Origin of the sequence: Geobacter sulfurreducens PCA (assembly GCF_000007985.2) — a bacterium.
Classification (GTDB): domain Bacteria; phylum Desulfobacterota; class Desulfuromonadia; order Geobacterales; family Geobacteraceae; genus Geobacter; species Geobacter sulfurreducens.
The window spans coordinates 632,036-657,848 of sequence record NC_002939.5 but is presented as its reverse complement, the minus strand read 5'-3'; the positions used below and the strand labels follow the sequence as shown (position 1 = coordinate 657,848).

The following is a 25,813-nucleotide window of genomic DNA, read 5'->3' as shown; positions in this document are numbered from 1 at the left end:
GGCGACAAAAGAAAAACCGGGTCCGGCCCGGTTTTTTTACAGTTGGTATCCAGGAGGGGCGACGGAACCCGTTGTCAGAAGAACTTCTTCACGTTTGCGGCGATCCGCTTCTCGATCCGGTTGTCGCTGCCGTCCCGCTTGCCGTAGGTATACTCCAGGTTAGCCTGGAGTTTCCGGAAATTGAGCCCCACCACGCCGGTATAGAGTTGCTCCGTGATGCTTCCCGGCTCGATGAGCGAGTAGCGCGCATCCGCCCCAACAAACAGGCTGCGGAGCGGGAAATACCGAACCCCCAGGGTAAACCGCCTGGTAGTGTTGAGCTCGTTGGCCACCGTCCCCGTGTTCAGGGTGCGATTATAGGTGAACTCCTCGTAGAGTTCCAGCAGTTTCCTGTTCGCCCCGCTCAGGGTGTAGAAGCTGTAACCCAGCCGCTGCCGCAGGTCCAGGAACTCGCTCCTGGTGTTCACGTCCACGTCGCCCACGTTGTAGGTATAGGTGAGAAGTCCCTCCAACTGCCGGACGGGACGGTATTCCAGGATGCCCACGCTTTCCAGATAGTCGATGCTCTCGCCACCGACCATCCGCACGTTGTAGCTGTTGCGCATCCGGGCCAAAAAGGTCGGCGTACTGTAGTCGATGGTACTGCGGAAGGTGGTCAGGAAGTCGGTCGGCGCTCCCGACTGCATGAGGACGTCTTCGCTGACCGAAAAGCTGAGCGAGGTGCGGGAGAAGGGACGCCAAGCCGCGCTGACCGTGGTAACGGAGCGGACATATTCGTCGATTTCGCTGTTGCGTCGCTGGAACGAGATGGCAGAGCCCGATACCGTGCTCGTGCCGCTGCTGAATCCGCTGTTCACGGTGATAGCCGAATTGTTGAAGTTGCGCGGATTGGTGCCGCTGGCCGCTGACAGGTCCTCCTCCACCTCGAAACGCCAGGTGGGCGATGCCGCATACGCCACGCGACCAAGGACGTTCTGGTTGAGGTAGCCGTCGCCCGAACCGGTACCGCCGGTCGCATCGAAGTACTTGACCGTATAGCTCCCCGACAGGCTGTAGTCGCGCGAAAGGCGCGCAGTGCTTGCCGTTTCGACGCCTCCTTCGAAGGAAAGCAGTTTCGAGCCGTAACTCTCGGTGCTCTCCCCACGCACCACCACCCCCAGAGTGAAGGGAGAGCGCCGGAACATGTCGGCGCGGACCGAAGCGCTGTAGTTGGAGTTGTTGACCACGCTGCCGCTGGGGGACTGAATCTTCTTTTCATTGGAATAGAGGCTGGCCTTCCAGTCTACATCGGCCCCGAGGACACCGCTTGCATAGAAGGGCACCGTCCGCTCCAGGGTAATCCCTTCATCGTCGAGCAGCCGGGAAAAACTGGAAAAGGTCCGAGCATCCCAGGTCTTGCGGGAAGCCACGGCGAACAGGTTAAGCTCGTAAGCTTCGAAGGAGTTGGCCGGCATTGAACTCGCGTGTTTGGTGAACTGGCCGTCGGCCGAGATCTTCACCCAGTTGGTCAAATCGATCCACCGCCGCGCCAGCAGGTGATCGACCGTGCCGATCTGCATCTGGGTTTCCTTGAAGGACTGGTCGGTGTTGAGGTAATCCCTGAAATCGGTGGTCCGGTAGTGGAACCAGTTGTCCCTCTTGTTCAGACTCACGAAGGCCAGACGGCGCATGCGCGTATCCACGGGAGCCAGACTCTTCAGGTCCCGGTTGACATCGTCGCGGTAGTCGAGCATGACCAGCGGGATATGCCGGAAAATGGCGTTATAACCGTTGGTCAGGCCGTTCTTGACCCCGAAGACGAGAGTTGCGCCACTGTTGATATGCATGCCGTCGTAAAGGTTGGTGATCAGCCTCGGCGCAAAGATCGACGAACCGTCAATGCCGGACAGGTCCTCGTGCATGTTGATCCGGTTCGTGTCATAGCTGTAGGCTCTGAGCCGCAGGGGGAGCTCCAGCGGATCGAGCACCACTTCGCCGCGATACAGCAGATGTCCGGCACTGACGGAGGGGTTGTAGTTGGTCTGGGGGTCGGTGGGATTGGAGGGATTCTTTATCTTAGTATCAAAGGAGCCCCACTCGTAGCCCAGGGCAAGGTCGTAGCGCCCTACCCTGCCCTTGTAAAGCTCGCCGGATGTCTCATACAGCAAGGAGTAGCGCTGATAGAACGAATGGGCATCGCTGACCCGCGCGCCGTTGGCATCGGCCTCATAGCGCACGTATCCCAGCTCCGCCTCGCCGGAAATACCGGCCCGCACCGATGCGGGCGAGCAAAGAACCAGGCCGGCCAAGACCGACACTGACGCCAGCCCTATGTGCATGCGTCCTAGCGTCATGGAACCCACGAATCACTCCGGTATACCGCCGGAGACGGCAACACATTCACACCCGCTCCACGAGAAACCACCCTCCGGGCGACCGGCTGCAGGCACCACAAGCCGGACTGCTGCGTAAAAAAAGGGTGGACCGGAGTCCACCCTTTTCCCGGAGAGGAACCCCCTACTTCTTGTGGCAACCCAGACAGAGCTTGCTGCCCGCCATGGTGGTACGGAGGAACGGAGCGTCGGTGTTGTCGTGGACCTTGTGGCAGCTGCCGCACTCGAGGGTCGTGGCTCCGCGGGCTGACTTGAAGAGGGGGAGGCCGTTGGTCACGTCCCCGGTCTTCATGGTCGGCGGGTTGGTGCCGGTATCGAGGGCGCCCAGGTTGCCGTCGGCGGCAATTCCGGCTGGGGTTACCTCGAAGTTAACGGGGTGATCATTGCTCAGATCGGTGCCCAGGTTGGCTTCACCGGTGATCAAATCGTTCCCCCCCACCATGGCGATTGCCGCACCATTGGGGTCGTTGTGCACCGCGCCCCCCAGGCCGGTGGCCCCGTCATGACAGCTCATGCAGAAGAGCGAGATGGAGTCGGCCGTAAAGCCCTGCTTGACCGGCACGTTATTCATGCTGCTGGACGAGTAGAGGGTGAAGGTGCTGGCCGTGGGGTTGCCGCGGTTCCACAGGGGAATGTCCTGTTGCGCGTTGTGCGGGGTGTGACAGAACACGCAGATCTGGTCGGTGTTCGTCGCCTTGAATGTGGCGCCGGTGCTTCCGGAGCTCAGGTCGTGCTTGGTATTCTTGATGCTGGCGGCTCCCGCCGCGGTAACGGCCACCAGAAGTGCGGTCAGGGCCAATCCGATTTTTACTTCGCTTCTCATTCTGCGTTCTCCTTTCACGTGAGTACTATGTGCTTTCTCAGCCGTTCGCGTTGACACCAATGGATGAAGAAACACAATGCAACCAGCACGCCAATATTCAACGCATTCTCATAAAAGAGCTGAAATGAATAATTACGGATAGATACACGCACACGAATCACACCAACCAAGCCCATTTCTCTCGGCAACGTTGTCCCAGGACGTATTTCCGAGAAGATCATACGTCATATAACGCTACATTTTTTTGGCACCAACCGCAATTCGCTACAACACCGGACGGAAGATGGCACCGGCACTCAATGCATCCGCGAAATAGCTTATTGATGACAAAAATAAGAAGGCCCCCGACAGCAACCATGCTGGCGAGGGCTCTTCGGAAACCGCGGGTTCCAGGCGTCTGCCGGACTTACCATAAAACTGCTGCAAATCCGTCTGGCCGGTTCATATTTCGCCGGGTTTCCGGCCAATAAAATGACCATTAACCTGCACAAGTCGACACAAGCAGCCCTGGCCCAGCCGAGTTTTTGCTTCGATTTCCAAGTCCGACAGGCTCCTGGCAGGTGATGAAACTGATATTACTCCTGCCATCCCGGGATGGGGTTGCGCTTGAGGAAATCGTCGGAGATGTACTGGAACACCTGGAACCGCCGATTGAGTTGGTCAACCACGTAAATGACGTCCTTATCGTCAATAAAGACTCCTTGCGGGATGACGAATCCGCCGGGGGCCTGCTTGCCGGTGGTGATGGCGGAGTAGAGTCCGCCCACGGTGAGAAGATACTCGCCGTTGGTGCCGAAGATAATGAGCTTGTGACCTTTTCCCTCGGTCACATAGATATGATCCTCCGAGTCGACGGCCACGCCTTTCATGATCTGGAAATCAGCCGGCCCGTCGCCACGGCGCCCGAACTTGCGGAGAAACTTCCCGTCCTGATCGAAGATCTGAACCCGGGCGTTCATGGCATCGCCCACGATAATCTCCCCCTTGTGATTGATGGCCACCGCCACGGGGAAGTTGAATTCGCCGTCTTCGATGCCACGCTTCCCAAAGGCGGAAAGCAGCCCCCCCTGCATGTCGAGGATGGCAATCCGGTGCTCGCGCGCATCCACCACGAGAATTCTCTGACCCTTTTCATCCACGGCGATGTCAGTGTTTCTCTTGACAGCAGCTTTGGTGTCGATAAAACGACGCGGCACCTCAAATCTGTCAAAAATCAGTATCCCACCCTTTTCCGCATCGGAAACATAAATATTCCCCTGGGAATCACCGGTGACCGAAACCGGGGTATTAAACTGGTTAGCCGCCTGGGGTCCGCCGAGCATCGACACGCTCCGCTCTTTCATATTGAACACAACCACGCCGCGAAGTCCCGGATCTGCCACATAAATCCGGTCCTGGCCATCCGCATAGACATCCAGCGGCTTGGTCAGGCTCATGGCCTGTTCTTCTCCGGCAATGGCTGCCATGAACGACGCGAATCCCTGCTTCGGGAAGTCGTTCTGGCTGCTGTAGGCACCGAGCCATTCGATCCTGGGACGCTCGGGCAGCGGCGGCCAGAAGTAGCGCCGCTCCTCCCGGACCTGTTGTCCTGCGCAACCGGCGCACAGGGCGCACAGGGCGGCCGCACCGACGAACCTGCGGATGAGCTTCAGAACGTTCATATGGTCACCTCGTTCCATGAGAATAGTCCGGCAATCGTACGCCGCCAGCCCCAGTCTACTTGTTATGGCACATCTGGCACAATGCCATGCGTTCTTCCGCGTTATTCACAAAGAAATAACGCACATCCGCCGCATGGGGATTGTGGCATGATATGCACGACATATCGCGCCCCGAGGCTGACGCAGAGGGGTCTTTCCTGCCGCTTACCGGGTGTCCCTCTCCCGACGGGGTCCTCAGGATATGGGGCCTCCTGGCAACGGTCTCATGGCAGGAAAGACAGAGCGTGTTGATCGGCATCCGCAACTGGGCCCGGTTGGCGCTGCCGTGGGGATCATGACAGACCTCGCACATGCCGCCGGCAATGGGGCCGTGAACGTATTTCCGCTTGGCGAAATCCGTTGACTTGTCCTCGTGGCACTCGACACAGAGCGCACTGTCGCGCTTGGGCACCGAATATTTCGGGGATGCCTTTTCCTTGTGACAATAGACGCAGGAGTAAGTCCCGGCCGGGCCATGGACAAACGCCACCTTGAGCATGCCGCGATGGCAGCCGAAACAGGGGTTTTCCCGCTCCTGGGTGCTCAGAAGCTGGGCCGGGCTCGGTTCCATGTTGTGGCAACCGGCACACCTGCTCTCCGTATCGGCCACATGGAAGACAAACGGCTTGAACTCAGGCGGCACCGTCGCACCATCCCTGCCAGGAGCGTAATAGACGGACGCTACGGCGGTCTCGACCCGCTCCTTGCCGGCATACGCCTCCACGGAGACTTCATTGCGGCCCTGATCCCAGAGGGGCTGCACGATGAGAAAATCCTGGAAGGCCTTGCGGTACTCGGGCGACGAGATAGCCAGCATATCGCCGACAACACCATTGACATTAATGCGGACAGCGGTGATTTCGGGATTGTTCAGCTTGAGAACCAGATGGTCCGATCGGCCGACCCAGGTATTCGGCGTCGGCGCCACAAAGGCGATTGTGCCCGCCGTCGCCGGCGTGCCCAGCAGTATCACGGCACAGACGGCCAGCCATAGTCCTTTCCCCAGCATGTATCCTCCAGCCGCTACGGGTTGCTCACCGCGCGGAGCCTGTCGTAGGATTTCGGCTTGTGGCACCCCACAACGCAGGTGCCGCCGGTATCCGTCTTTGTGTATCGGATGGGTATGTCCCAACTGCCGAAGCCGGGAATCCGCTCTTTGACAAGCCGCTGCTGCGGCGCCGCATGGGCGTCGTGGCAGGTCTTGCACGAACGCCCCTTGTCGGGTTTGTTGATGTGCAGATAGTGCAGATTATTGTCACCGTTGCGGAAGCCGGTGAGGGTATCCGTGCGGCGGTCGTCGGCCATCTGGCGGGAGTGGCACGTGAAACAGAGGGCAAAGTCATTCTGCTCGTAGCTCAGGTACAGCGCCTCGGGATAGGCATTCCGCAGAAGCTTCGGGAAGGAGGACCCGTGCGGGTTATGACAGTCGCAGCACTCTCCCCGCGCCACGGGTTGGTGAATTGACCGGCCCGCTGCCATTTTTTCGTCATGGCACCGGAAACAAAGAGCCGCCCCGCTCCCGCGGAGAAGCCTCGGGGAGTCTGACTGATGGGGGTCGTGGCACTTCAGGCATTCGCCGGTGGTGACGGGCAGATGGCCATGGCGGACGGAAAAGGCAGCGGCATCGTGGCAACCGAAGCAGAGCGCAGCACCGCGCGCCTTGAGAAGTGACGGATTGGCCGACTGGTGAGGGTCATGGCAGGAGAGGCACTCTCCTCCGCCAACCGGGGGATGAACCACCCTCTTCGATGCCATGCTTTCATGGCAGGTCTGGCAGAGGGCAGCACCTTTCGCCACGGGCCGGAACGCCCCCTGCTGCTTGGGGTGGACCGCCGCGCCGACGGGATTGTGACAGGCGATGCAATCATCGGAGGCCACCGGCCCATGCACTACGCCATCGCGGGCCTTGCTCCTGTGACAACGCGTGGCGCATCCGTCAGGGATGCCGGGTATAGGCGCCGACCAAAGGGAAGTGGCTGACATAACGAGGGAAACGGCCAGAAGGCGACAAACACTGCCGGCCAGCAACGCTTTCATGGCGGAACGCACGAACTTCGGCGCCCATGCGGGCGCCGAAGCGATGAGGGGATGTCGGGAGAAATTGTCAGGCATGCCCTGCACATGATGCAAGAGCATTGCCAACAGAAGGCCTACCCTCCTCCGTAACTGTGGAGACCGGAGAGAAGAAGGTTCACACCGAGGTAGCAGAAGATAGTGGCCGCGAATCCGACAATGGAAAGGATGGCGGCGCGCTTCCCGACCCACCCGCGGGTAAAGCGGGCATGCAGGAATGCGGCATAAACGAACCAGACGATCAGCGACCAGGTCTCTTTCGGGTCCCAGCTCCAGTAGGTACCCCAGGCGTAGTTGGCCCATGCTGCGCCGGTGATTATACCGAGCGTGAGCAGCGGGAACCCGATCATGATCGCCTTGTAGTTGAGATCATCAAGGATCTTCGTAGGGGGAAACATCGAGATGATTCCGCCGGCCTGTGCCGATTGGGATGAGTCCTCTTTCCCCGCCTTGATCAGATACATGATGGAGATGCCGCAGGCAACGGCAAAGGCGGCATACCCCAGGAAGCAGGTGACGACGTGATAGAGCAGCCAGTTGCTCTGGAGCGCCGGGACAAGAGGCTCGATGCCGCTGTTGAGCGTCAGCTGGGCCCAGGCCATGCCGAGGAGCGCAAAGGGCATGACGAACGCGCCCACGACCCGGTACTTGTACTTCAGGTCAATGATGCCGAAGATGAGAACGATGGTCCAGGCAAAGAAAACCACCGACTCGTAGAGATTCGACAGGGGAGCGTGGCCGTGCCCGATGTCATAGGACTCCTTCCAGCGGAGCAGAATGGCAGCCGTGTGGACGAAGAAGCCAAAATAGGAAATGAGACTCCCCGCCATCCCCAGGTGACGGTTCCTGCTCGCCAGGAAGGCAAAAAAAGCGAGCATGGAGACCAGGTAGGTGAACGTCGTGATGTTGAACAGCATGGAACTGGTCATTAGTCAATCCTCCGCCCGTACTTACAGAGTTTTCAGTTTATCGACAAGGGTGTCGAAGGCGAGTTGGAATCCCGGCTGGTTCTTGTTGGCGGTGCCGCCGAGGGTCACATGCCCCTTGCGAACCCGTATCCAGATCCGCTTGTGGGACATGAAGAAGGCCATGCAACAGCCAACCACCATCAGGGTGCATCCCAGCCACACTACCCAGACACCCGGGTCTTTGGCGACCTGAAGTCCGGTGAACATCTTGAGATCGGCCCCTTCATACGTGAAGATATGGTCCGCTCCACGCTGGACGTCGAATTCCGGATAGTTCTGGAACACGATGAACGCCTGGGGCTCGCCGCTCTTGGGCTCCACAGCGACCCGCACCGCCGGGCCCCGGAACTGGGGAATGAAGCGCCCGATTTCGTCAGTAGCCTCCAGGAGCTGGACTGCGGAGCCGTCGGGCAGGACCTTCCGCTCTCCCATGGACAGAGATAGCCGTACGGGAGCTCCTCCCTTGCGCTCGCGCACGGTGAGGTGATAGAGGCCGCCTTCATCCGCAGGGCCGTAGCTCGACTGGTAAAACGTTATCCCCTTGTAGGTCAGCGGCTCGTTCACGATGACAGGGCGTTTGTCGATGACCACCTTGCCGCCGTCGATGACGGTGAGGAGACTCTTGAATTCTTTTGGGGCCCCGGTGTCGTAAAACGAAACCGAAAAATCCTCACACTTAACCGTAAAGCCGAGATCAATCGGCACGCCCTTGCGAGACATGACCGTAGAGGCTCCCGAGCCTTCCACGATATTCACATAGGCCTTGTACCCGAAGAACGATCCGAGCAGGGCACCGATGAATATGATGACGATGCTCAGGTGCACGACATAAACACCCAGCCTGCTGTACGGCGACTTCTGGGCGAAGAGGTGGAACTCTCCGTCCCGCTCGGTCACCACCGGCTCGGCGAACTCGCTCTTGAGGAAAGCCTTCATCTTCTCGTTCAGGTCAGCCGCATCACCCTCTTTCTTGAAGTCATGGGTGAGCGTCAGGGTCCGCTCAAAGCCCTCGTCCATGACGAGCGTCGGCTCGGAAATGGTTTTCCATACCCGGGGCAGCCGCTTGATGGAACAGGCTACGATGTTGACCGTGAACAGATAGAGCAGGAGAATGAACCACCAGGAGTGGTACATATCAAAGAAGCCAAGGGTCGAGTAGACCTTGAACTTCATGCTTCCCGTGCCGCCTATGGCCGCGATGTACTCGGGGGGAAGCGGATTCTGCTGCGGAATGATCGTACCGATGATGGACGTTGCCGCTAGAAGAATGAGAAGGAAGATTGCCAACTTGAGGGAACAGAAGAAATCCCACAGTGCCTGCAAGAAGCCGCGATCGCTGGTTGTCAAGGTAACGCTCCCGCAATGTTTAGGATTATGGTCGTCAATGCCAGATCCCCGACCAGGGCAGAGACGATTATAAACAAAAATATCCGGAAAAAACAAACAGTTAATTTAATTTAATTATTTTAGCGGTCAAGAAAAAGGGATAACAGTAAGTTCTGTTATCCCTTCGGTGCACCTCAGTGAAGTAACGTCAAATCATCATTACTTCTTGTGGCACTCGCCGCACTTCGTCGGCCCCTTCTTCATTTCTTCGTGGCACCCCTTGCAGCCCTTGCCATGAGCCATCTCTTTGCCGAAGCCCTCGATCTTGCCCGGGCCTTTCTCGTGGCACTTCTTACAGTCGGGAACAGCCTTCTGGTGGGCCTTGTGCGGGAACTTCACATCACCGTTCTTGGCCTTGAGGACGATGTCGTCGGCGGCAAAGGCGAGGCCGGCGCAGAATACGGACAGCGCGAGAGAAGCAATAACCTTTTTCATGTGATTCTTACCCCTTTCTAACAGGTTGATGAAAACGCAACCTTTTATACAGCACATGCAGATTTTGTCAAGTGGAAAGCTGCCGGAAGCCGCGTCAAACCCGCACGATTACAGCAAGTTAATCTAGCCGGGCTACGCGCGGCCCAACTTGACCTGAAGGGCCCGATCCTTGGCCTCCACCTCTTCCGCCATACTCGCCTTGTATTCCACGAGCCTGCCGGCCATGGCGGCATCCCCGAGGGCCAGGATCTGCACCGCGAACAGCCCGGCATTTTTGGCTCCTGCCTTGCCGATGGCCATAGTAGCCACCGGAATCCCGCCAGGCATCTGCACCATGGAGTACAGGGCATCAACGCCGTTGAGCGCCCCTCCCGGCATTGGTACCGCGATAACCGGCAGAATAGTCTCGGCGGCGAGGACCCCCGCAAGGTGGGCAGCCACGCCGGCACCGGCGATGATCGCCTTCACGCCGCGCGCGGCCGCGTTCGAGGCGAGATCTGCCGCTTTTTTCGGCGAACGGTGGGCCGACGCCACTCGCATTTCCCAGGTCACGCCGAAAGCATCAAGGGCCTTTGCCGCTTCTTCCATGACGGGAACGTCCGAATCACTTCCCATAATGATGAGTACCTGCGGGTTTTCCATCGCGACCTCCCCTGTCAACGTGTGAGCGCCTTGGCGCCGATGTCTTTGCGGTAGTGGACGCCGTCCCATGAGATTGCCGCAACGCCCCGGTAGGCGCGATCAATGGCCTCACCCACCGTAGCGCCAAGGGCAGTAACCCCAAGCACCCGCCCCCCGCTGGTGACGATACGGCCGTTTTTCCGGGATGTGCCGGCGTGGAACACGAACAGATCCTCCATGCGAGCCGCATCCTCCAGCCCCCGGATCTCGTCTCCCTTGCGGTAATCGGCGGGATACCCCCCGGAAGCCATGACGACACAGACGGCAGCCATGTCATGCCATTCGAGCTCAATGCCCGACAGGTCGCCACGGGCAACCGCAAGGAGCACGGGCACGATGTCCGACTTCATCCGCATGAGCAGCGGCTGGCACTCTGGGTCGCCGAAGCGCGCGTTGAACTCGAGGGTTTTCACCTGGTCACCGTTGATCATGAGACCGGCATACAGCACCCCGCGATAAGGACGCCCCTCGGCAGCCATGCCGTCCACGGTCCGGCGCATCACCTCGGCCATGACCTTATCATGAATGGCAGGGGTGACTACCGGCGCGGGTGAATAGGCGCCCATGCCGCCGGTATTGGGTCCCGTGTCGCCGTCAAAGACCGCCTTGTGGTCCTGGGCGCTGGCCAGGGGAATGATGTTCTTGCCGTCGGTGAAGGCGAGAAACGATGCCTCCTCCCCGGTGAGAAACTCTTCGATGACCACCCGCGAACCGGCATCGCCGAAGGCGTTGCCCGACAGCATGTCCATCACGGCGCCAACGGCTTCCTCACGGGTATGGGCGATGATAACCCCTTTGCCGGCGGCCAGCCCGTCCGCCTTGACGACGATGGGCACCCCTACCCGGTCGATGAAAGCCACGGCCGGCTCCACCTCGGTAAAGACGTCATAGGCGGCGGTGGGTACCTGATACTTTTTCATCAGGTCTTTCGAAAACGCCTTGCTCGCTTCGATGATGGCGGCATTCCGGCGGGCGCCGAAGATCAGTAGCCCCTTTTCCTCGAACCGGTCAACGATGCCGAGGGAAAGAGGTAGTTCCGGCCCCACCACGGTGAGGTCGATAGACTGTTCCGTCGCAAAGGCGGCGAGCCCGTCCAGGTCATCCACCGCCAGGGACACGTTCTCGGCGATAAGGCCGATGCCGGGGTTGCCCGGCGCGCAGTACACCTTGCTTACCAGGGGTGACTGGGCGATTTTCCAGACCAGGGCGTGCTCCCTGCCCCCCCCTCCGATTACCAGTACCTTCATGGGTTCCTCCCCGTGATCGTTCCCTGTCTCAGTGTCTGAAATGCCTCATGCCGGTGAATACCATCGCCATGCCGTGCTCGTCGGCGGCGGCGATCACCTCAGCGTCGCGCATGCTGCCGCCCGGCTGGATAACCGCGGTGATGCCCACGGCAGCCGCGTTGTCGATGCCGTCGCGGAAGGGGAAGAAGGCATCGGACGCCATAACGGCCCCCTTCACCTCAAGCCCCGCGTGCTCGGCCTTGATGGCGGCGATGCGGGCCGAGTTGACCCGGCTCATCTGGCCGGCCCCCACGCCGATGGTCATATTGCCCTTGCCGTAGACAATGGCGTTGGACTTGACGAACTTGGCCACGCGCCAGGCAAAGAGCAGGTCCTTCATCTCCTGCTCCGTGGGCTGCCGCTTGGTCACGACCTTCAGTTCGGCGTACAGGTCGAGATCGGTGTCCTGCACCAGGATGCCGCCGTTCACCCGCTTCAGGTCGAGGCGCGGCTGTTGCTTCTCCGGCCAGGTGCCGCACTCCAGGAGACGCACGTTCTTCTTGGCGGCAACAACTTCCGTGGCCTCCGGCGATACGGCGGGAGCGATGATGACCTCCACGAACTGGCGGTCGCAGATTGCCCGCGCCGTGTCGGCGTCCAGTTCCCGGTTGAAGGCGATGATGCCCCCGAAGGCCGACTCGGGATCGGTGGCATAGGCCCGGTCGTAGGCCTCCAGCAACGTCCCGCCCACGGCCACGCCGCAGGGGTTGGCATGCTTTACGATGACGCAGGCGGGGCCTTCGGCAAACTGCTTCACGCACTCCAGGGCCGCGTCGGTGTCGGCGATGTTGTTGTAGGAAAGCTCCTTGCCCTGGAGCTGGCGGGCCGTGGCGACGGACGCTTCCTTCACCTGGCGCTCCACATAGAAGGCGGCACCCTGGTGGGGGTTCTCGCCGTAGCGCATCTCCTGGGCCTTTCTGAACTGAAGCGTGACGGTGTCGGGATAGGCGGCGATCCCTTCGCCGGTCCGGGCGCCGAGCCAGTTGGAAATGGCGCCGTCATAGGCTGCAGTGTGCTGGTAGACTTTCACCGCCAGGCAAAAGTTGGTCTCCCGGGACACGGCGCCGCCGGATGCCTTCATTTCATCGAGAACCGGCCGATAGTCCGCCGGATCCACGAGCACGGTCACGTCGGCGTTGTTCTTGGCCGCGGAGCGGAGCATGGTGGGACCGCCGATATCGATGTTCTCGATGGCATCTTCCAGGGTGCATTCGGGCTTGGCCACGGTGGCCTCGAAGGGGTAGAGGTTCACCACCACCAAGTCGATGGGCTCGATGCCGTGCGCCTTCATGGTTGCCACATGGTCTGGGTTGGAGCGCATTCCCAGAAGGCCCCCGTGGACCTTGGGGTGAAGCGTCTTGACCCGGCCGTCGAGCATCTCCGGAAAGCCGGTAAAATCGGAGACGTCCTTGACCGCGAGTCCCGCGTCGCGGAGAAGCTTTGCGGTACCGCCGGTGGAGAGGATCTCCACGCCGTAGCCGGCCAGTTCCCGGGCGAAATCAAGGATGCCGGTCTTGTCCGAGACGCTGATGAGCGCACGTGTTATCTTTGCCATGGTTTACCCCTTTGACATGAGCTGAGATCACCACGGAGCTCCGTGGCGGATGTTAGCGAGACGGGAAGTCGATGTGCTTCAGAAAGTGTTTCTCGAAGGCAGGCGTACCCGAGAGGGGGATGACCCGGAGCGCCCGGGCCAGTCGGTCAACGGCCTCGAACCCCTCCGGGGCGGTCAGTGCCCTTTCGGCACCGGCCAAGGCACCCTCCCGGACGAAACGGGTCGTTTGTACCATCTTTTCCGTGAAAATTCCAATGAATTTTAGGCTCCGGGGTGAGAGAACCGCGCCGAAAGAGCCGGTCAGGACAACCTCTTCAATATCCTCACACCGGATGCGGGCCCGTTCGCACAGGACCTCCATGCCGGCGCGGATTGCCCCCTTGGCGAGCTGCACCTGGCGGATATCCCCCTGGGAGAGATAGATGGTCCGCGCCGCATCCCGATGAAGAATGAACGCGGGCTCCCCGCCCACCGTTCCCATGCGGGCGCCGACAGGTGACGCGATCTCTTCCGGCGGCAGAAGGCGGCCGGTGGAGTCCAGAAGCCCCTCTTCCAGAAGAAGCGCAACCGTGTCCAGCACCGCAGAACCGCAGATACCGAGGGGCTGGCCGCCTCCGATCGTCGTGACGCGCACGCGGTCTCCATCCCGGATGATGCCGTTCACGGCCCCCGGCAGGGCAGCCATGCCGCAGGCGAGCCCTCCCCCCTCGAAGGCGGGACCGGCGGCGGCCGATGTGCCCAGCAGCACATCACCGCACTGGAGAACCATCTCGCCATTGGTTCCCATGTCCAGAAACAGACGGGGACCAGGGCACGGGGCACACACATCGGGAACACCGAACAAGAAGGCTACCGTATCGCCGCCCACAAAGCCGCCCGGCAGCGGGAAGAGCGCGACCCGGCCGGACAGGTCCCACCCCAGGTCTGCCGCGGAAATATGCGTGGAGGTCGAGAACAGCGGGCGGTAGGGGGGGTATGCCAGCCGGACAACGGGTAGTCCGAGCAGGAGGTGTTCCATGGCGGGATTGCCGGCCACAGCCACCATGCGCAGGCGGTCCCGTGCCTCGCCGGCGCTGTCGAGCAGACGGGCCGCGAGGCGGTACAACTCCTCCCTGACCAGCGCGGCCATGCGTTGCAGTGCCTCACCGGAACGACAGGCGGCATCGAGCCGCGAGACCACGTCGGCGCCGAATTCCCGCTGGGGGTTCAGAGACCCGGCGGAAGCCAGTCTTTCCCCGGATGAAAGATCGACCAGCGAAGCGGCAAGGGTAGTGGTGCCCAGGTCAACGGCAATGCCGAGGCCTGGATCAACGTTGGAGTCAGACGATGTCAACGGCGCACTCCCCGGCGGGGAGGACCTCCCCCACCTCCAGGGCAAACAGCCCCCGGTCGCCGGCCGCAGCGAGGAACCGGCCGGCGGAGGACGGAGACAAGGACAGGAGGAGCCCCCCCGATGTCTGGGGATCGAAGAGGGGAAGAAGCCGGTCGTCGTCGCTGCGGGGCGCGCCGACAAAGGGTGCATAGTGATCCCTGTTGCGATAGCAGCCGGCCGGCACGAGCCCGTCGGCCACCAGGCCCATGACGCCGTCCAGCACCGGCACCTGTTCCAGGTGAAGACGCAGGGTCACTCCTGCCCCCCGAGCCACCTCGCAGGCGTGTCCGACCAGGCCGAAACCGGTCACGTCGGTACAGGCGGAGGCCCCGCACTCGAGCATGAGCCCCGCGGCTTCGGCGTTCAGCATGGTCATCCAGCGGACGGCTTCGGCCGTGAGCGCAGCCGGTGCCATGTCGGCCTTGATTGCCGTCGAGACGATGCCGGTGCCGAGCGGCTTGGTGAGCACCAGCCGGTCCCCGGCACGTGCAGTGGCATTGCGCACCACGCGCGACGGACTGATGAGTCCGGTCACGGCCAGGCCGTACTTGAGCTCGTCGTCCTCCACCGTATGGCCGCCCACGAGACAGGCCCCCGCCTCGCGCAGGGCGTCGTGCCCGCCGGCCAGAATGGCGGAAAGGACCGACCCCGGTAGCGCGCACGCCGGGAAGAAGACGAGGTTCATGGCCGTGACCGGCCGGCCGCCCATGGCGAAGACATCCGACAGGGCATTGGCCGCCGCGATCCGGCCGAAGGTGTAGGGATCATCCACCAGTGGGGTGATGATGTCCACCGTCTCCACCAGGGCGAGCCCCTCCCCTATCCGGTACACCCCCGCGTCGTCGGCGGTTTCCGGCCCCACCAGCAGATTCGGATCGTCTTCCCGAACCATGTCGCTCAGCGCTTGTTCCAGGCCCGCCGGGCCCAGCTTGGCCGCTCAGCCGGCTGCTTTGACGAGCGATGTCAGCTTGATGCCTTCGGTCATCGGAGTTTCCCTTCTCTCACCTGTGCCTGATCGACGGGTTGAGGTAGACGCGCGGCACCCGCTTGCTGATGCCGCAGAAAATTTCGTAGGGGATGGTACCGGCCCACTCGGCAAGTTCTTCGGCACGGACGCAGTTTCCCTCCTGGTCGCACCCCAGAAGCGTCACCTCGTCGCCAACGGTCACGCCGGAGACGTGGGTCACGTCGGCCATGATCCAGTCCATGCAGACGGTGCCCACGACCGGAGCGCGCCGGCCGCGCACGACAACCTCCCCACGGTTGGTGAGAGAACGGCTGTAGCCGTCTGCGTAGCCAACCGGAATACTGGCCACGAGTCGCCGGTCGGGAGCGGTGAAGCGGCGGGCGTAGCTGATGCTTGTGCCCGGTTCCACCCATTTGAGCATGGCGATGGAACTGCGCAGGCGCATGATGGGCTTGAGCGCCATCTTCCCCTCGAAGTCGCCGGAAGGGAGCGCGCCGTAGAGGACGATGCCGGGCCGGACGAGGTTGCAGAACGGCAGGTCCATCCCGAAGGCGGCCGCGCTGTTGGCGATATGGACATAGCGAGGCTCGAACCCCTCGTGGCGGGCCGCCGCGACCGCCGCGGCAAACCGGCTCGCCTGGAGATCGGAGTAGCGCCGGCCATCCTCGTCGAGTTCGTCGGCGGAGGCGAAGTGGGAGATGATCCCCTCCAGGTCCAGGTGCTTCAACTCCCGCAGGGCGCTAAAAAAGGCCGACGCCTCCTCGTGGGGGATGCCGAGGCGCCCCATGCCGGTATCGATCTTCGCATGGACCCTGGCCCGGCGATACAGGCGACCGGCCGCATCGTCCAGAACCCGCGCCTGCTCCAGGCTGAACAGGGCCGTGGACAGATTGAACCCGACACACTTGCGTTCCTGGCCGGGATAAACCCCTCCCAGGATCAGGACGGGACGATCGATTCCGCTCTTGCGCAGTTGAATTCCCTCGGCCAGAAAGGCAACGCCGAAGGCAGTCACTCCCAGTGTCTCCAACTCGCGGGCGATATCCATGAAACCGTGGCCGTAGGCGTCGGCCTTGACTACCGCCAGGATTCCGCACCCCCGGGGAATCGTACGGACGACAAGGTCGTAGTTGTGGCGGAGGGCGGCGAGATCGACTTCAGCAATGGTGGGCCGGCTGTCCATGCCCCTTTAGGTACCACTTCTCACCCCGCCTGTAAAGGATGAAAACCTGCGCCTTCCCGCCCGGCAAATCCATGTTAATTCCGTTGACTTGTGGGGGATTATCGTTTAGCTTTGTTTACACCATAGTCTGCTGGGGGAGTTCTTGGGAACTGAGACGGGCAACGCCCGAACCCTTTGAACCTGATCCGGTTTATACCGGCGTAGGGAAGCGGCCAGAAACAATCATCCGTACGTCTTTTCTGGAACCGCGACTTTGCCGTCGCGGTTTTTTTTTGAGGAGATTTCCTTTCATGGCCTCTAACGGTCACACGCTTCGGCTCGTCATAAACCGGGACAAGCACGACTCGGTCATCCGGGGGCTCTACCTGGTGACCGATCACGACGACAACCTCATCCCGCGGGTTGAGGCGGCCATCGACGGCGGCGCCCGAGTGGTCCAGTACCGCAACAAGAATCAGGACCGGGAGAGCCGGCTCGCCCTCGGCCTGGAGCTGCGGGAGCTGTGCCGCAGGCGGAGCATCCCCTTCATCGTGAACGACGACCTGGAGATGGCCGTGAGCCTCAAGGCCGACGGGCTTCACCTGGGCCAGGGTGACGGCGATCCCCGCGAAGCGCGACGCGTTCTCGGCCCCGGCAAGATCATCGGCGTGTCCACCCACACCCTGAGCGAAGCCTTGGAGGCCCAGGCGGCCGGGGTGGACTACATCGGCCTCGGCGCCATGTTCCCCTCCCGGAGTAAGGAGGTCGAGCATGTGGCCGGATCGGAGCTGCTCGCGGCCATCCGGAGTTCCATCAGCATCCCCATTGTCGCCATCGGCGGCATTACCCGCGATAACGGCGCCAGCGTCATTGATGCCGGTGCCGATGCCGTGGCAGTCATATCGGCGGTTCTGTCCCATCCCGATCCGGCCCTGGCGGCCACCGAGATAGCACTGCTCTTCAACCGGCGCGCACCGTTTCCGCGCGGCTCCGTCCTCACCGTGGCCGGCAGCGATTCGGGGGGAGGCGCGGGCATCCAGGCAGACCTGAAAACCGTCACCCTGCTCGGGAGCTATGGCTCGTCGGTCCTCACGGCCCTGACAGCCCAGAACACCCGGGGGGTCAGCGGCATCCACGGCGTACCGCCGGCGTTCGTTGCCGACCAGCTCGACGCGGTCTTCTCCGACATTCCCGTGGATGTGGTCAAGACCGGCATGCTCTTCTCGGCGGAAACCATCGTCGCAATCGCCGCGAAGCTTACCGAGTACCGGCGGCGAATGGTAGTGGTCGATCCCGTTATGGTGGCCAAGGGGGGGGCGAACCTGATCGACCGCGGAGCGGTAAGCGTGCTCAAGGAGCGGCTCTTTCCCCTCGCCTACCTCGTTACCCCCAATATACCCGAGGCCGAGCGGCTCACCGGTGCAAACATCTCCGACGAAGAATCGATGCGGGAGGCGGCCCGCCGCCTGCACCGGCTGGGGGCACGCAACGTTCTTCTCAAGGGCGGCCACCTGCTGGCCGGCGACTCGGTGGACATCCTCTTCGACGGGGCAGCCTTCCACCGCTTCGTCTCACCGCGAATCCTCTCGAAAAACACCCACGGCACCGGCTGTACCTTCGCCTCGGCCATTGCCACCTATCTGGCCCAGGGCGACCCCCTGCGCGAAGCCATCGCCCGGGCCAAACGTTACATCACCGCTGCCATCCGCCTTGCCCAGCCCTTGGGACGCGGACACGGACCGGTCAACCATATCCTCGCCGCGGAGGACGTCAGGGACCGGTGATCGGGGACCGGCAGAAATCACCCGGATAACGACCAAGGAGTATCGACACATGGCTATGACGCAACTGGAATACGCCCGCAACGGAATCATCACCGACAAGATGAAAGAGGCCGCCCTGGCCGAAGGGGTATCGCCCGAATTCATCAAGGCGGGCATTGCCGACGGGACCATCATCATCTGCCACAACAACAAGCATCACAACGGCCGCCCCCTGGCCGTGGGCACAGGGCTACGGACCAAGGTCAACGCAAACATCGGCACCTCCGCCGACGACACGGATATCACCAAGGAGCTTGAGAAGGCCCGGGTGGCGGTTCGCCACGGTGCCGACGCCATCATGGATCTCTCCACCGGCGGACCGGTGGACGAAATCCGCCGCGCGATCATCGCCGAGACGAATGCCTGCATCGGCAGCGTCCCCCTCTACCAGGCGGCCCTTGATGCGGTCAGGACCAAGAAAAAGGCCATCGTCGACATGACCGTGGACGATATCTTCGAGGGGATCATCAAGCATGCCGAGGACGGAGTCGACTTCATAACCGTCCACTGCGGCGTGACCCGCGCCACGGTCGAGCGCATGAAGAACGAGGGGCGCATCATGGACGTGGTTTCCCGCGGCGGCGCCTTCACCGTGGAGTGGATGACCTACAACAACGCCGAAAACCCTCTCTTCGAGCACTTTGACCGGCTGCTCGACATCGTCAAGGCATATGACATGACCCTGTCGCTGGGGGACGGCTTCCGCCCCGGCTGCCTCGCGGATGCCACTGACCGGGCCCAGATCCACGAGCTGATCCTTCTGGGCGAGCTGACCCAGCGGGCTCAGGACGTCGGGGTTCAGGTCATGATCGAAGGCCCCGGGCACGTGCCGCTCAACCAGATCGAAGCGAACATTCTCCTCCAGAAGCGACTCTGCCACGGCGCTCCCTTTTATGTCCTCGGCCCGCTGGTAACCGATATCGCTCCCGGCTACGACCACATCACCTGCGCGATCGGCGGCGCCATCGCCGCGGCGGCCGGGGCCGACTTCCTCTGCTACGTGACACCGAGCGAGCACCTGCGACTGCCGAGCGTGGAAGACGTCCGCGAAGGGGTCATCGCCTCCCGCATCGCCGCCCATGCCGCCGATATAGCCAAAGGGGTAAAGGGGGCCATGGCTAAGGACATCGCCATGGCTAAATGCCGTAAGAAGCTGGACTGGGAAGGTCAATTCGAACAGGCCCTCGACCCGGAAAAAGCCCGGCGCATGCGCGACGAATCGGGCGTGGCCGAGCACGGCGCCTGCACCATGTGTGGCGAGTTCTGTGCTTACAAGGTGATGGACGACGCCATGGAAAAGCAGCGGACGGCAACCCTCTAGCGACCGGGATTACTTATTGACACCATCCGCCAGTTAGGTTAAATACTGGTGTCTCTTCATTGCAGACGATGCATTCCATGGCAGGCCGCCGGCTTCCGATGAAATGCAGCCGCCTGATCAGGGACACAATGCAGTTTGCAGCACAGGCCACCGTAGCTCAGTCGGTAGAGCAGCTGATTCGTAATCAGCAGGTCGTCCGTTCAAGTCGGATCGGTGGCTCCAGCATATACAAATGGGGCTGCGGCACACGCCGCAGCCCCATTTGCGCTTTCCGGCCCGAACGCAGCAAAGCCGATGCCCCACCCCGCCAAACATTTTGCTGGAAATCGAGTAGCGGATATGTATAATTAGACATTCCTAACTATCCGCAACCCACCCCATCCTCCGGCAGTATCAGAAACAGACCGTTCGTCTTCCTTCCTGGCGGGATGAATCTCTTCATGCGTGTCATTGACGGAAGCGAACCAGCTCGAAAGGAGATCCCCGTGCGTTTGGACAGATGCATTCACTTCGCGAGACAGGCCATGGCAGCAACGGCAGGTACCGCGTTGTTACTCGCAGCACCCGTGCAGGCAATGGTTTCGGCGGCCCCGCAGGATTACCTGACGGTGGAGGCACACGAAGCCTCTCCGGCCGAACGGACGCTCGCCCCCCTCTTCTCCCCCTCGTTCCAGTACCGGGATATTACGGTTACCACAGAGGGAGATCGCCGGCTCGTGACCATCACCTCAGACCGGGGAATTACCAGCAGAAACGTGCGCAAACTTAATGAAAGCCTGATTTCCCGGGGGATCAGCATCTACGGGGCCGCCTACTATGGCGACTTCGCATGGGATCGGACCGTCCTGGACGCGGCAATCACCATGACGCGAAAGGTGGAAGGCGAACCGGATACCATTGAAATCTCCGACGGAACGGTCCGGGACATCAAGACCAACAAACCTCTTGTTCCTCTTACGGCGGCGGTTTACGAGCTTCACATCCCCGTGAGTACCGGTTTTGCCACCTCATGGAAAAAACAGCGAATCATTCCCGCCGTCGACATTCCCGCCCCTGAGCCGCGGACCGGCCGCTTTCCCGGCTCCCGCGTGTTTCAGATCCGCGAAAATGAGGCTCTGCGGCGTAACGTGCTCTACGCGGTAAAGGGAGAACTGCGGGAGGTGGAACAATTCTTCGACCGGAAGCTCAAAGAGATTCACCGGACCGTGATCGTGGCTGGGGATGCTGAGGGGATGCCGGCGCCCGCCGAGGTTTTCGGCATCAAGACATCGGCACAGGTCATCGTGTTGTCGGGGTACTCCTACGTCAACAAGAAACTTGTCTCCACCGAGGTCACCCTGCGCCGCGCCAGCGACCCCAACCTCTCGGACTACATCGAAATTGAGGTGGTGGAGACTTCACCTGACGAGGGTTATTCCCAGACGGCAGGGTCCTGGCGGTAGTACGAACGCAACAATTCGTAGAGTCCCGTATGACGGGCCTTCAACTCGCCGGGCATCTCGAAAAAGCTCTCGGTCGCCACTGCGAAAAATTCCGCTGGGCTTTCGGCCCCGTAGGGGTCGAGAAACGTCCAGCGGCCGGCTTCGTCATCGTCAATCAGGCGCCGGTATTCCCGCTCCAGAATCTCACGCCAGGGCGACTGCTCGGGTTCATTGGGCAGAAAGCCGTCATAATCGGTGAGCCGGTCCTCGTGATCGAGCTGGTGAGCGAATTCATGGAACACCACATTGAACCCGTCATCGGGTGCCTGGGCGTCCAGCACCACATCCTTCCAGGAAAGGACAACGGTCCCCAACTCCCATGACTCGCCCACCCGGGGCTCGGGACCCTCGGTGACCACCCCTCCCTCGTCCCAGCGCTGCCGCTGGCCGACGTATTCATCGGGGTAGATGACGATCGATGAAAGGTACGGGTAGTAATCGCCGGGTCGATGGAGGATGAGCAGGCAGGCAAGGGCGGCAACCGTAACCTTTATCTCGTCGGTTACCTGTATGCCGCTGCAGCCTTCGAAACTCTTTTCTGCCACGAATACCTGCACATGCCGCAGCAGCTCCTGTTGGTCGTCAACACAAAGACGACCGTAGAACGGCACGTTGCGTTCAACGATTTTCAACCATTGGGGCGGGAATCCGCCTCTCCGCAACCTTTTTCTCCGCCATCGCGCAAACAGGCCCATTAGCTCCGCCACCACCCACAGAGACAAGCCATCGCGTTACCGGTTGCCACAAGGTTTAGGCGCCGAAACAGGTTTCTTGCTGGCGCGAGGACGTTTGCGCTCCGTCGTCTCCAGCAGGGCCGCCCGCATGAGATCGACCCGATAGCCGGCCGTGCGCGCCATCGCCGTCAGGCGCGCCACCTCGCGGGCACGCATCGTTCGGTAGCCGGCATGCCAGCCCGTTTGTTTCGAAACGGCGGCATCCCGGCCTGCGAGGGACAGAATCCAGCCCACCAGGGCCTCGAACCGCTCCTGAACGAACCAGTCGATACCCCCGCTACGGTGGACGCCGAGAAGACGGGCTGCCTCGCGGTCGGCAAAAAGTCCCGCCAGGCAGCGATCCAGCGCCTCTGGGGTGTCAAGGCCTTCCTCTCCCAGACCCAGGAGCACTTCGACCAGAAGGACAGCCCAATCCGCGCGCGACGCCTCACTGTCGCCGCTATCGCATGCTGCGCGAAGGATGTTGGCCAGAGCTCGCCGCAGCCCCAGGGTCACAAACCATTCAGCGGAGCGGGCGCGGTAGCCTTCAGCGCTGGCGAGTCGACCCGCTTCGCCGACAACCGCGAGGCAACCACGGATCAATCGGTCCAGCGAGGCGTCACCGGGAGCGGCACAGGTGCCGGGGCCATGCTCGTCCGTCTTTCCCGGCTTGACTGCGCCCAGCGTCACCCGCAGAGCCAGCCGGGCCATGATCGTGTCAGCAACGGTCCCCACCTCGCCTGACGCCCCTGTCTCCCGGGCCAACTCCGTCAGGAACGCCACGAGCTTCTCACGGAACGCCGCCGTCACCTTCCGGCGCGCTGCAGTGACGCTGCCGGGGGAGGCGAGGATGTCAAGCACCGCCGGCTCGTCCCAGAGATCGACGAACCGCGCCACGAGCGTACCATGGCGGACGAGCTTTACCTCCTCGTCGATGCTTGGCGCCCCACCTCCACTCAATCGATGGCAGAGGTGACCCCAGGTTCCGAAATCGTCATCACGGATTTCTCTGAAATCGAGGAACACATGGAACTCGTACGGCTCCAGGGAAACGAACAGCCCCTCCCTGCAAAGCTCACGGCCGTTTCGCAGGTATTCGAGTCCCGCCGCGTGGTCGCGGAACGCGTAGTAGTGCCGGCCATCGTCGTTGAAGCCGAGGGCCGTCCCCAGATCGGTCTGGACGGGGGCAGTGTCACCCGTTTCAGGGTTGGCGACCTTGGCGCATGAACTCCTGATCCAGCCGGAAGTGGCGGCAAACCGGTTGTGGAAGACAACGAGCGCCCGATCGTCTCCCCGGCGGTTGGAGTAGGCGAACACATCCTCGTTTACCGCTCCGTTCACGAAAAAGTCATAGAGCACGAAGTTGCCCGACCCGGAGAAAAGGGGGCGACGGCGCATGAGCGGGAAAATCCAACGCTCGTGTCCGGACACCAAATGCTCGTCCACCGGCTCGTCCCAGTAGGCGCGCCGGTACTCCATGCCGTACTTCTCGTGGAATCCCTCAACCTGTCCGTGGCCGAGCATGGGAAGGCCCGGCATGGTGACCAGCAGCACTGCGGCACCGAAGTACTTTCCCTCCTTGCCGAACTGCTCTACGGCGGTCCGCTCGTCGGGGTTGTTCATGAAGTTCACGAACCGCTGGAGAATGCGGTGATCATAGGCCAGTACATTCTTGATGGTCTGGCGGTACTTGGCGTTCTCCTCCATCTTGAGCATGTTCATGAAGGCGCTGTTGTATACCCTGTGCATACCGAGGGTCCGGACGAAGTATCCCTCCATCAGCCAGAAGGCCTCGGCCAGCAGCAGGGTATCGGGCGCTTCGGCGGCAACCCGGTCCACCACCTGACGCCAGAACTCCTCGGGCATGGCGGCATCAAAAGCGGCCCTGGTCATGCCGTGCTCGGCCCGTGAGGGGACTCCGCTGTGCCCCGGCTGAGGAAACCAGAGGCGCTGGTAGTGGCGTTTGGCCAGGGTCATGGCCGCGTCGAACCGGATAATGGGGAAGTTGTGGGCCACATGGAGTATGGTCCGGATCACCGCCTCGCGCACTTCCGGCTTGAGGTAGTCCAGTTGGGCCGTATCGTTCCAGGGGGTGCTCGTGCCGTCGTTGCCGTGGTACACGTAGCGGGTGGACCCATCCCGATGATCGTACATTTTGAAGACGACGGCGGCGTCGGTGCGGTCCCAGTAGCCGTCCTCGATGTGAACGCTCACCTCGGGGGAACCGGAGAGATCGGGACCGGTGAAGCGGTACGTGGGGTAGGGGGGGTGGTCGAGCTGGATGAACCAGTCAGGGTGCTCCACGATCCACTTGGAGTAGATGCCGGTGTGGTTGGGGACCATGTCGCTGGCGAGGCGGATGCCGCGGCGCAACGCCCGTTCCTTCAGGTCGTGGAGCGCGTCCCATCCGCCCAAGTCGTCGGCAATCCGATAGTCGAAGAGTGAATATGCGGATGCGATGGCGTCGACATTGCCGGAGCGGTGCTTGATGGCACGCGAGGCGCTGGAGCGCTCCCATATGCCGATGAGCCAGAGTCCCGTAACTCCCCAGCTGGCCAGCTTGTCGAGCTCCGCATCGGGAACCTGGTCCAGGCGGGTGATCTCGCGGCCGTACCAACGGGACAACTGCCCGAGCCATACGTAGACCATCTTTGCAATGAGGACCACGTTCGGCATCCAGTCCACGTCGGGGGAGAACCGCTCGGGCTCCGGATAGTGGTCGTCAGGACCGGAGAACCCGGCCCCGGGTCCGAACCTGAGAACCTGCGGAGGCCCGGCTCCTCCCCAGCGTGCGCGGGTTTCTTCCTCAAGGATGCCGAAGGCGATGGCGATATCCTCCACAAGCTCGGACGGCAGAAAGGTCCCCCATTGCTCCCGGACAAATGAGAGTTGCCCCTCCAGGGAGTCGGGCGCAGCCTTGAGGGGGGCACGCAGCAGTTCGGGAAGGGTCAGACCGAGTCCCGGCACGTGAGGAAGCGCTCCAAGCGTGCCCTCGACCGCTTCCATCACGCGTCGGTAGGGAGAAACGGCTGCCAGCTCGCCGTCGTCAAACAGGTGGCGGAAGGTATCGGTCGCCCGGTTTTCCGACGCCACCCGCAGGAGCAGGAGTTCGGTCGCCACATGGCAACGCCGCTGTTCGCGGTATGCGGCAACGTCCAGAAAGCGATCAGGACTCTCTCCGCCGAGAAGCACCGCGGCAGGAGGGAAAAGCCCCACGAAACTCCGCTCAACCGTCTCGACAGCGTCTTCGCCGCAGACGGCGCCGGCCGTTCCCAGTGACGACAGGAGCGCTCCCGGCAGTCCCTTTTCATCGTAGAGGGCGACCATGCCGCGCAACGCCCGAAGCAAGAGCGTATAGAGGTTAAGGGCTCCGGCGAAGACCTGCCGCCCCTTCGCTTCAGAAGCGACATCAAGACGCTCTGCGATCCGGCGCAGGAACAGAATGCGCCCCCCTGATGGCGGAAGCCCCTTGGCTGCCGTTTCCAGGTCGAGGCGTTGCCACGCCCGGCCGGACACGTGCAGTTCAAAGGGGAAATAGAGTTCTCTACGTTTCGTTCCGGTCATTACCACCTCGTGAAGCGCCTCGTTCAGGCCAACCATTTCACATCATACATACTATTCCCGCCGGTGTCACCTCCGGAGACTCCCGATCCGGAGTCACAAGCAGCTTGACTATTAATGCCCTGCACATTAAT

19 protein-coding genes, 1 tRNA gene and 1 riboswitch are annotated in these 25,813 nt (G+C 61.7%); of the genes, 4 read left to right on the top strand and 16 right to left on the bottom strand.

Annotated elements, in window-relative coordinates:
* Positions 1-74 precede the first annotated feature (74 nt).
* The 14 genes from GS_RS03080 to alr all read right to left on the bottom strand — a co-directional run bounded on the left by GS_RS03080 (position 75) and on the right by alr (position 16,801).
* Positions 75-2,333 (bottom strand): hypothetical protein, encoded by a 2,259-nt coding sequence (locus tag GS_RS03080; RefSeq protein WP_161598787.1) that lies wholly within the window; start codon positions 2,331-2,333, stop codon positions 75-77.
* 163 nt (positions 2,334-2,496) lie between these two features.
* Positions 2,497-3,195 carry a cytochrome c3 family protein gene (locus GS_RS03075; RefSeq protein ID WP_010941282.1) on the bottom strand — a complete coding sequence of 233 codons (699 nt, stop codon included), beginning with the start codon at positions 3,193-3,195 and terminating at the stop codon, positions 2,497-2,499.
* A gap of 575 nt (positions 3,196-3,770) precedes the next feature.
* Positions 3,771-4,856 carry a 6-bladed beta-propeller gene (locus GS_RS03070; protein ID WP_010941279.1) on the bottom strand — a complete coding sequence of 362 codons (1,086 nt, stop codon included), beginning with the start codon at positions 4,854-4,856 and terminating at the stop codon, positions 3,771-3,773.
* 55 nt (positions 4,857-4,911) lie between these two features.
* Positions 4,912-5,904: a cytochrome c3 family protein gene (locus tag GS_RS03065; RefSeq protein ID WP_010941278.1), complete on the bottom strand. Its 993-nt coding sequence runs from the start codon at positions 5,902-5,904 to the stop codon at positions 4,912-4,914.
* 14 nt (positions 5,905-5,918) lie between these two features.
* A complete protein-coding gene (locus GS_RS03060; RefSeq protein ID WP_235044958.1) occupies positions 5,919-6,773 on the bottom strand; it encodes a cytochrome c3 family protein in 855 nt (284 codons plus the stop codon).
* 272 nt (positions 6,774-7,045) lie between these two features.
* Positions 7,046-7,897, bottom strand: a complete 852-nt coding sequence (gene ccsB, locus GS_RS03055; RefSeq protein ID WP_010941276.1) for a c-type cytochrome biogenesis protein CcsB — start codon at positions 7,895-7,897, stop codon at positions 7,046-7,048.
* Positions 7,898-7,918: 21 nt separating this feature from the next.
* Positions 7,919-9,283, bottom strand: coding sequence for a cytochrome c biogenesis protein ResB (locus GS_RS03050; protein WP_010941275.1), 1,365 nt, complete (start codon positions 9,281-9,283; stop codon positions 7,919-7,921).
* Between the two features lie 198 nt (positions 9,284-9,481).
* On the bottom strand, positions 9,482-9,757 hold the full coding sequence (locus GS_RS03045; protein ID WP_010941274.1) for a cytochrome c7: 276 nt from the start codon (positions 9,755-9,757) through the stop codon (positions 9,482-9,484).
* A 132-nt stretch (positions 9,758-9,889) separates the two neighbouring features.
* Complete coding sequence (purE, locus tag GS_RS03040; protein WP_010941273.1) at positions 9,890-10,399, bottom strand: 5-(carboxyamino)imidazole ribonucleotide mutase; 510 nt, start codon at positions 10,397-10,399, stop codon at positions 9,890-9,892.
* 14 nt (positions 10,400-10,413) lie between these two features.
* Positions 10,414-11,685, bottom strand: coding sequence for a phosphoribosylamine--glycine ligase (gene purD, locus GS_RS03035; RefSeq protein ID WP_010941272.1), 1,272 nt, complete (start codon positions 11,683-11,685; stop codon positions 10,414-10,416).
* A 28-nt stretch (positions 11,686-11,713) separates the two neighbouring features.
* Complete coding sequence (gene purH, locus GS_RS03030; protein ID WP_010941271.1) at positions 11,714-13,279, bottom strand: bifunctional phosphoribosylaminoimidazolecarboxamide formyltransferase/IMP cyclohydrolase; 1,566 nt, start codon at positions 13,277-13,279, stop codon at positions 11,714-11,716.
* 52 nt (positions 13,280-13,331) lie between these two features.
* Complete coding sequence (locus GS_RS03025) at positions 13,332-14,612, bottom strand: ASKHA domain-containing protein (protein WP_010941270.1); 1,281 nt, start codon at positions 14,610-14,612, stop codon at positions 13,332-13,334.
* Positions 14,599-15,636 (bottom strand): selenide, water dikinase SelD, encoded by a 1,038-nt coding sequence (selD, locus tag GS_RS03020; RefSeq protein WP_010941269.1) that lies wholly within the window; start codon positions 15,634-15,636, stop codon positions 14,599-14,601. The genes GS_RS03025 and selD overlap by 14 nt, the downstream gene beginning before the upstream one ends.
* A gap of 16 nt (positions 15,637-15,652) precedes the next feature.
* On the bottom strand, positions 15,653-16,801 hold the full coding sequence (gene alr, locus GS_RS03015; protein ID WP_010941268.1) for an alanine racemase: 1,149 nt from the start codon (positions 16,799-16,801) through the stop codon (positions 15,653-15,655).
* Positions 16,802-16,923: 122 nt separating this feature from the next.
* A riboswitch (TPP riboswitch) is annotated at positions 16,924-17,025 on the top strand.
* Between the two features lie 66 nt (positions 17,026-17,091).
* On the opposite strand from alr, the gene thiD reads away from it, so the two are divergent.
* The 4 genes from thiD (at position 17,092) to GS_RS02995 (ending at position 21,366) form a co-directional block, all read left to right on the top strand.
* Positions 17,092-18,564 carry a bifunctional hydroxymethylpyrimidine kinase/phosphomethylpyrimidine kinase gene (gene thiD / locus GS_RS03010; protein WP_010941267.1) on the top strand — a complete coding sequence of 491 codons (1,473 nt, stop codon included), beginning with the start codon at positions 17,092-17,094 and terminating at the stop codon, positions 18,562-18,564.
* 49 nt (positions 18,565-18,613) lie between these two features.
* On the top strand, positions 18,614-19,924 hold the full coding sequence (thiC, locus tag GS_RS03005) for a phosphomethylpyrimidine synthase ThiC (RefSeq protein ID WP_010941266.1): 1,311 nt from the start codon (positions 18,614-18,616) through the stop codon (positions 19,922-19,924).
* Positions 19,925-20,070: 146 nt separating this feature from the next.
* Positions 20,071-20,146 (top strand) — tRNA-Thr (locus GS_RS03000).
* A gap of 302 nt (positions 20,147-20,448) precedes the next feature.
* Positions 20,449-21,366: a hypothetical protein gene (locus GS_RS02995; protein WP_235044957.1), complete on the top strand. Its 918-nt coding sequence runs from the start codon at positions 20,449-20,451 to the stop codon at positions 21,364-21,366.
* Here GS_RS02995 and GS_RS02990 read toward each other — a convergent pair.
* Positions 21,336-22,037 (bottom strand): zinc-dependent peptidase, encoded by a 702-nt coding sequence (locus GS_RS02990; RefSeq protein WP_235044956.1) that lies wholly within the window; start codon positions 22,035-22,037, stop codon positions 21,336-21,338. The two genes, GS_RS02995 and GS_RS02990, sit on opposite strands and share 31 nt — an antisense overlap.
* Positions 22,038-22,136: 99 nt before the next feature.
* Positions 22,137-25,682, bottom strand: a complete 3,546-nt coding sequence (locus GS_RS02985) for an alpha-amylase family glycosyl hydrolase (RefSeq protein ID WP_010941263.1) — start codon at positions 25,680-25,682, stop codon at positions 22,137-22,139.
* Positions 25,683-25,813: the final 131 nt, after the last annotated feature.

Bases quoted from the DNA above. Each gene is read 5' to 3' on its own strand.
- GS_RS02985 (WP_010941263.1), bottom strand. From the start codon at position 25,682: ATGACCGGAACGAAACGTAGAGAACTCTATTTCCCCTTTGAACTGCAC.
- ccsB (WP_010941276.1), bottom strand. From the start codon at position 7,897: ATGACCAGTTCCATGCTGTTCAACATCACGACGTTCACCTACCTGGTC.
- thiC (WP_010941266.1), top strand. From the start codon at position 18,614: ATGGCTATGACGCAACTGGAATACGCCCGCAACGGAATCATCACCGAC.
- GS_RS03065 (WP_010941278.1), bottom strand. From the start codon at position 5,904: ATGCTGGGGAAAGGACTATGGCTGGCCGTCTGTGCCGTGATACTGCTG.
- purH (WP_010941271.1), bottom strand. From the start codon at position 13,279: ATGGCAAAGATAACACGTGCGCTCATCAGCGTCTCGGACAAGACCGGC.
- thiD (WP_010941267.1), top strand. From the start codon at position 17,092: ATGGCCTCTAACGGTCACACGCTTCGGCTCGTCATAAACCGGGACAAG.
- GS_RS03045 (WP_010941274.1), bottom strand. From the start codon at position 9,757: ATGAAAAAGGTTATTGCTTCTCTCGCGCTGTCCGTATTCTGCGCCGGC.
- GS_RS02995 (WP_235044957.1), top strand. From the start codon at position 20,449: ATGGCAGCAACGGCAGGTACCGCGTTGTTACTCGCAGCACCCGTGCAG.
- GS_RS03070 (WP_010941279.1), bottom strand. From the start codon at position 4,856: ATGAACGTTCTGAAGCTCATCCGCAGGTTCGTCGGTGCGGCCGCCCTG.
- GS_RS03075 (WP_010941282.1), bottom strand. From the start codon at position 3,195: ATGAGAAGCGAAGTAAAAATCGGATTGGCCCTGACCGCACTTCTGGTG.
- GS_RS03080 (WP_161598787.1), bottom strand. From the start codon at position 2,333: ATGACGCTAGGACGCATGCACATAGGGCTGGCGTCAGTGTCGGTCTTG.
- purE (WP_010941273.1), bottom strand. From the start codon at position 10,399: ATGGAAAACCCGCAGGTACTCATCATTATGGGAAGTGATTCGGACGTT.
- purD (WP_010941272.1), bottom strand. From the start codon at position 11,685: ATGAAGGTACTGGTAATCGGAGGGGGGGGCAGGGAGCACGCCCTGGTC.
- alr (WP_010941268.1), bottom strand. From the start codon at position 16,801: ATGGACAGCCGGCCCACCATTGCTGAAGTCGATCTCGCCGCCCTCCGC.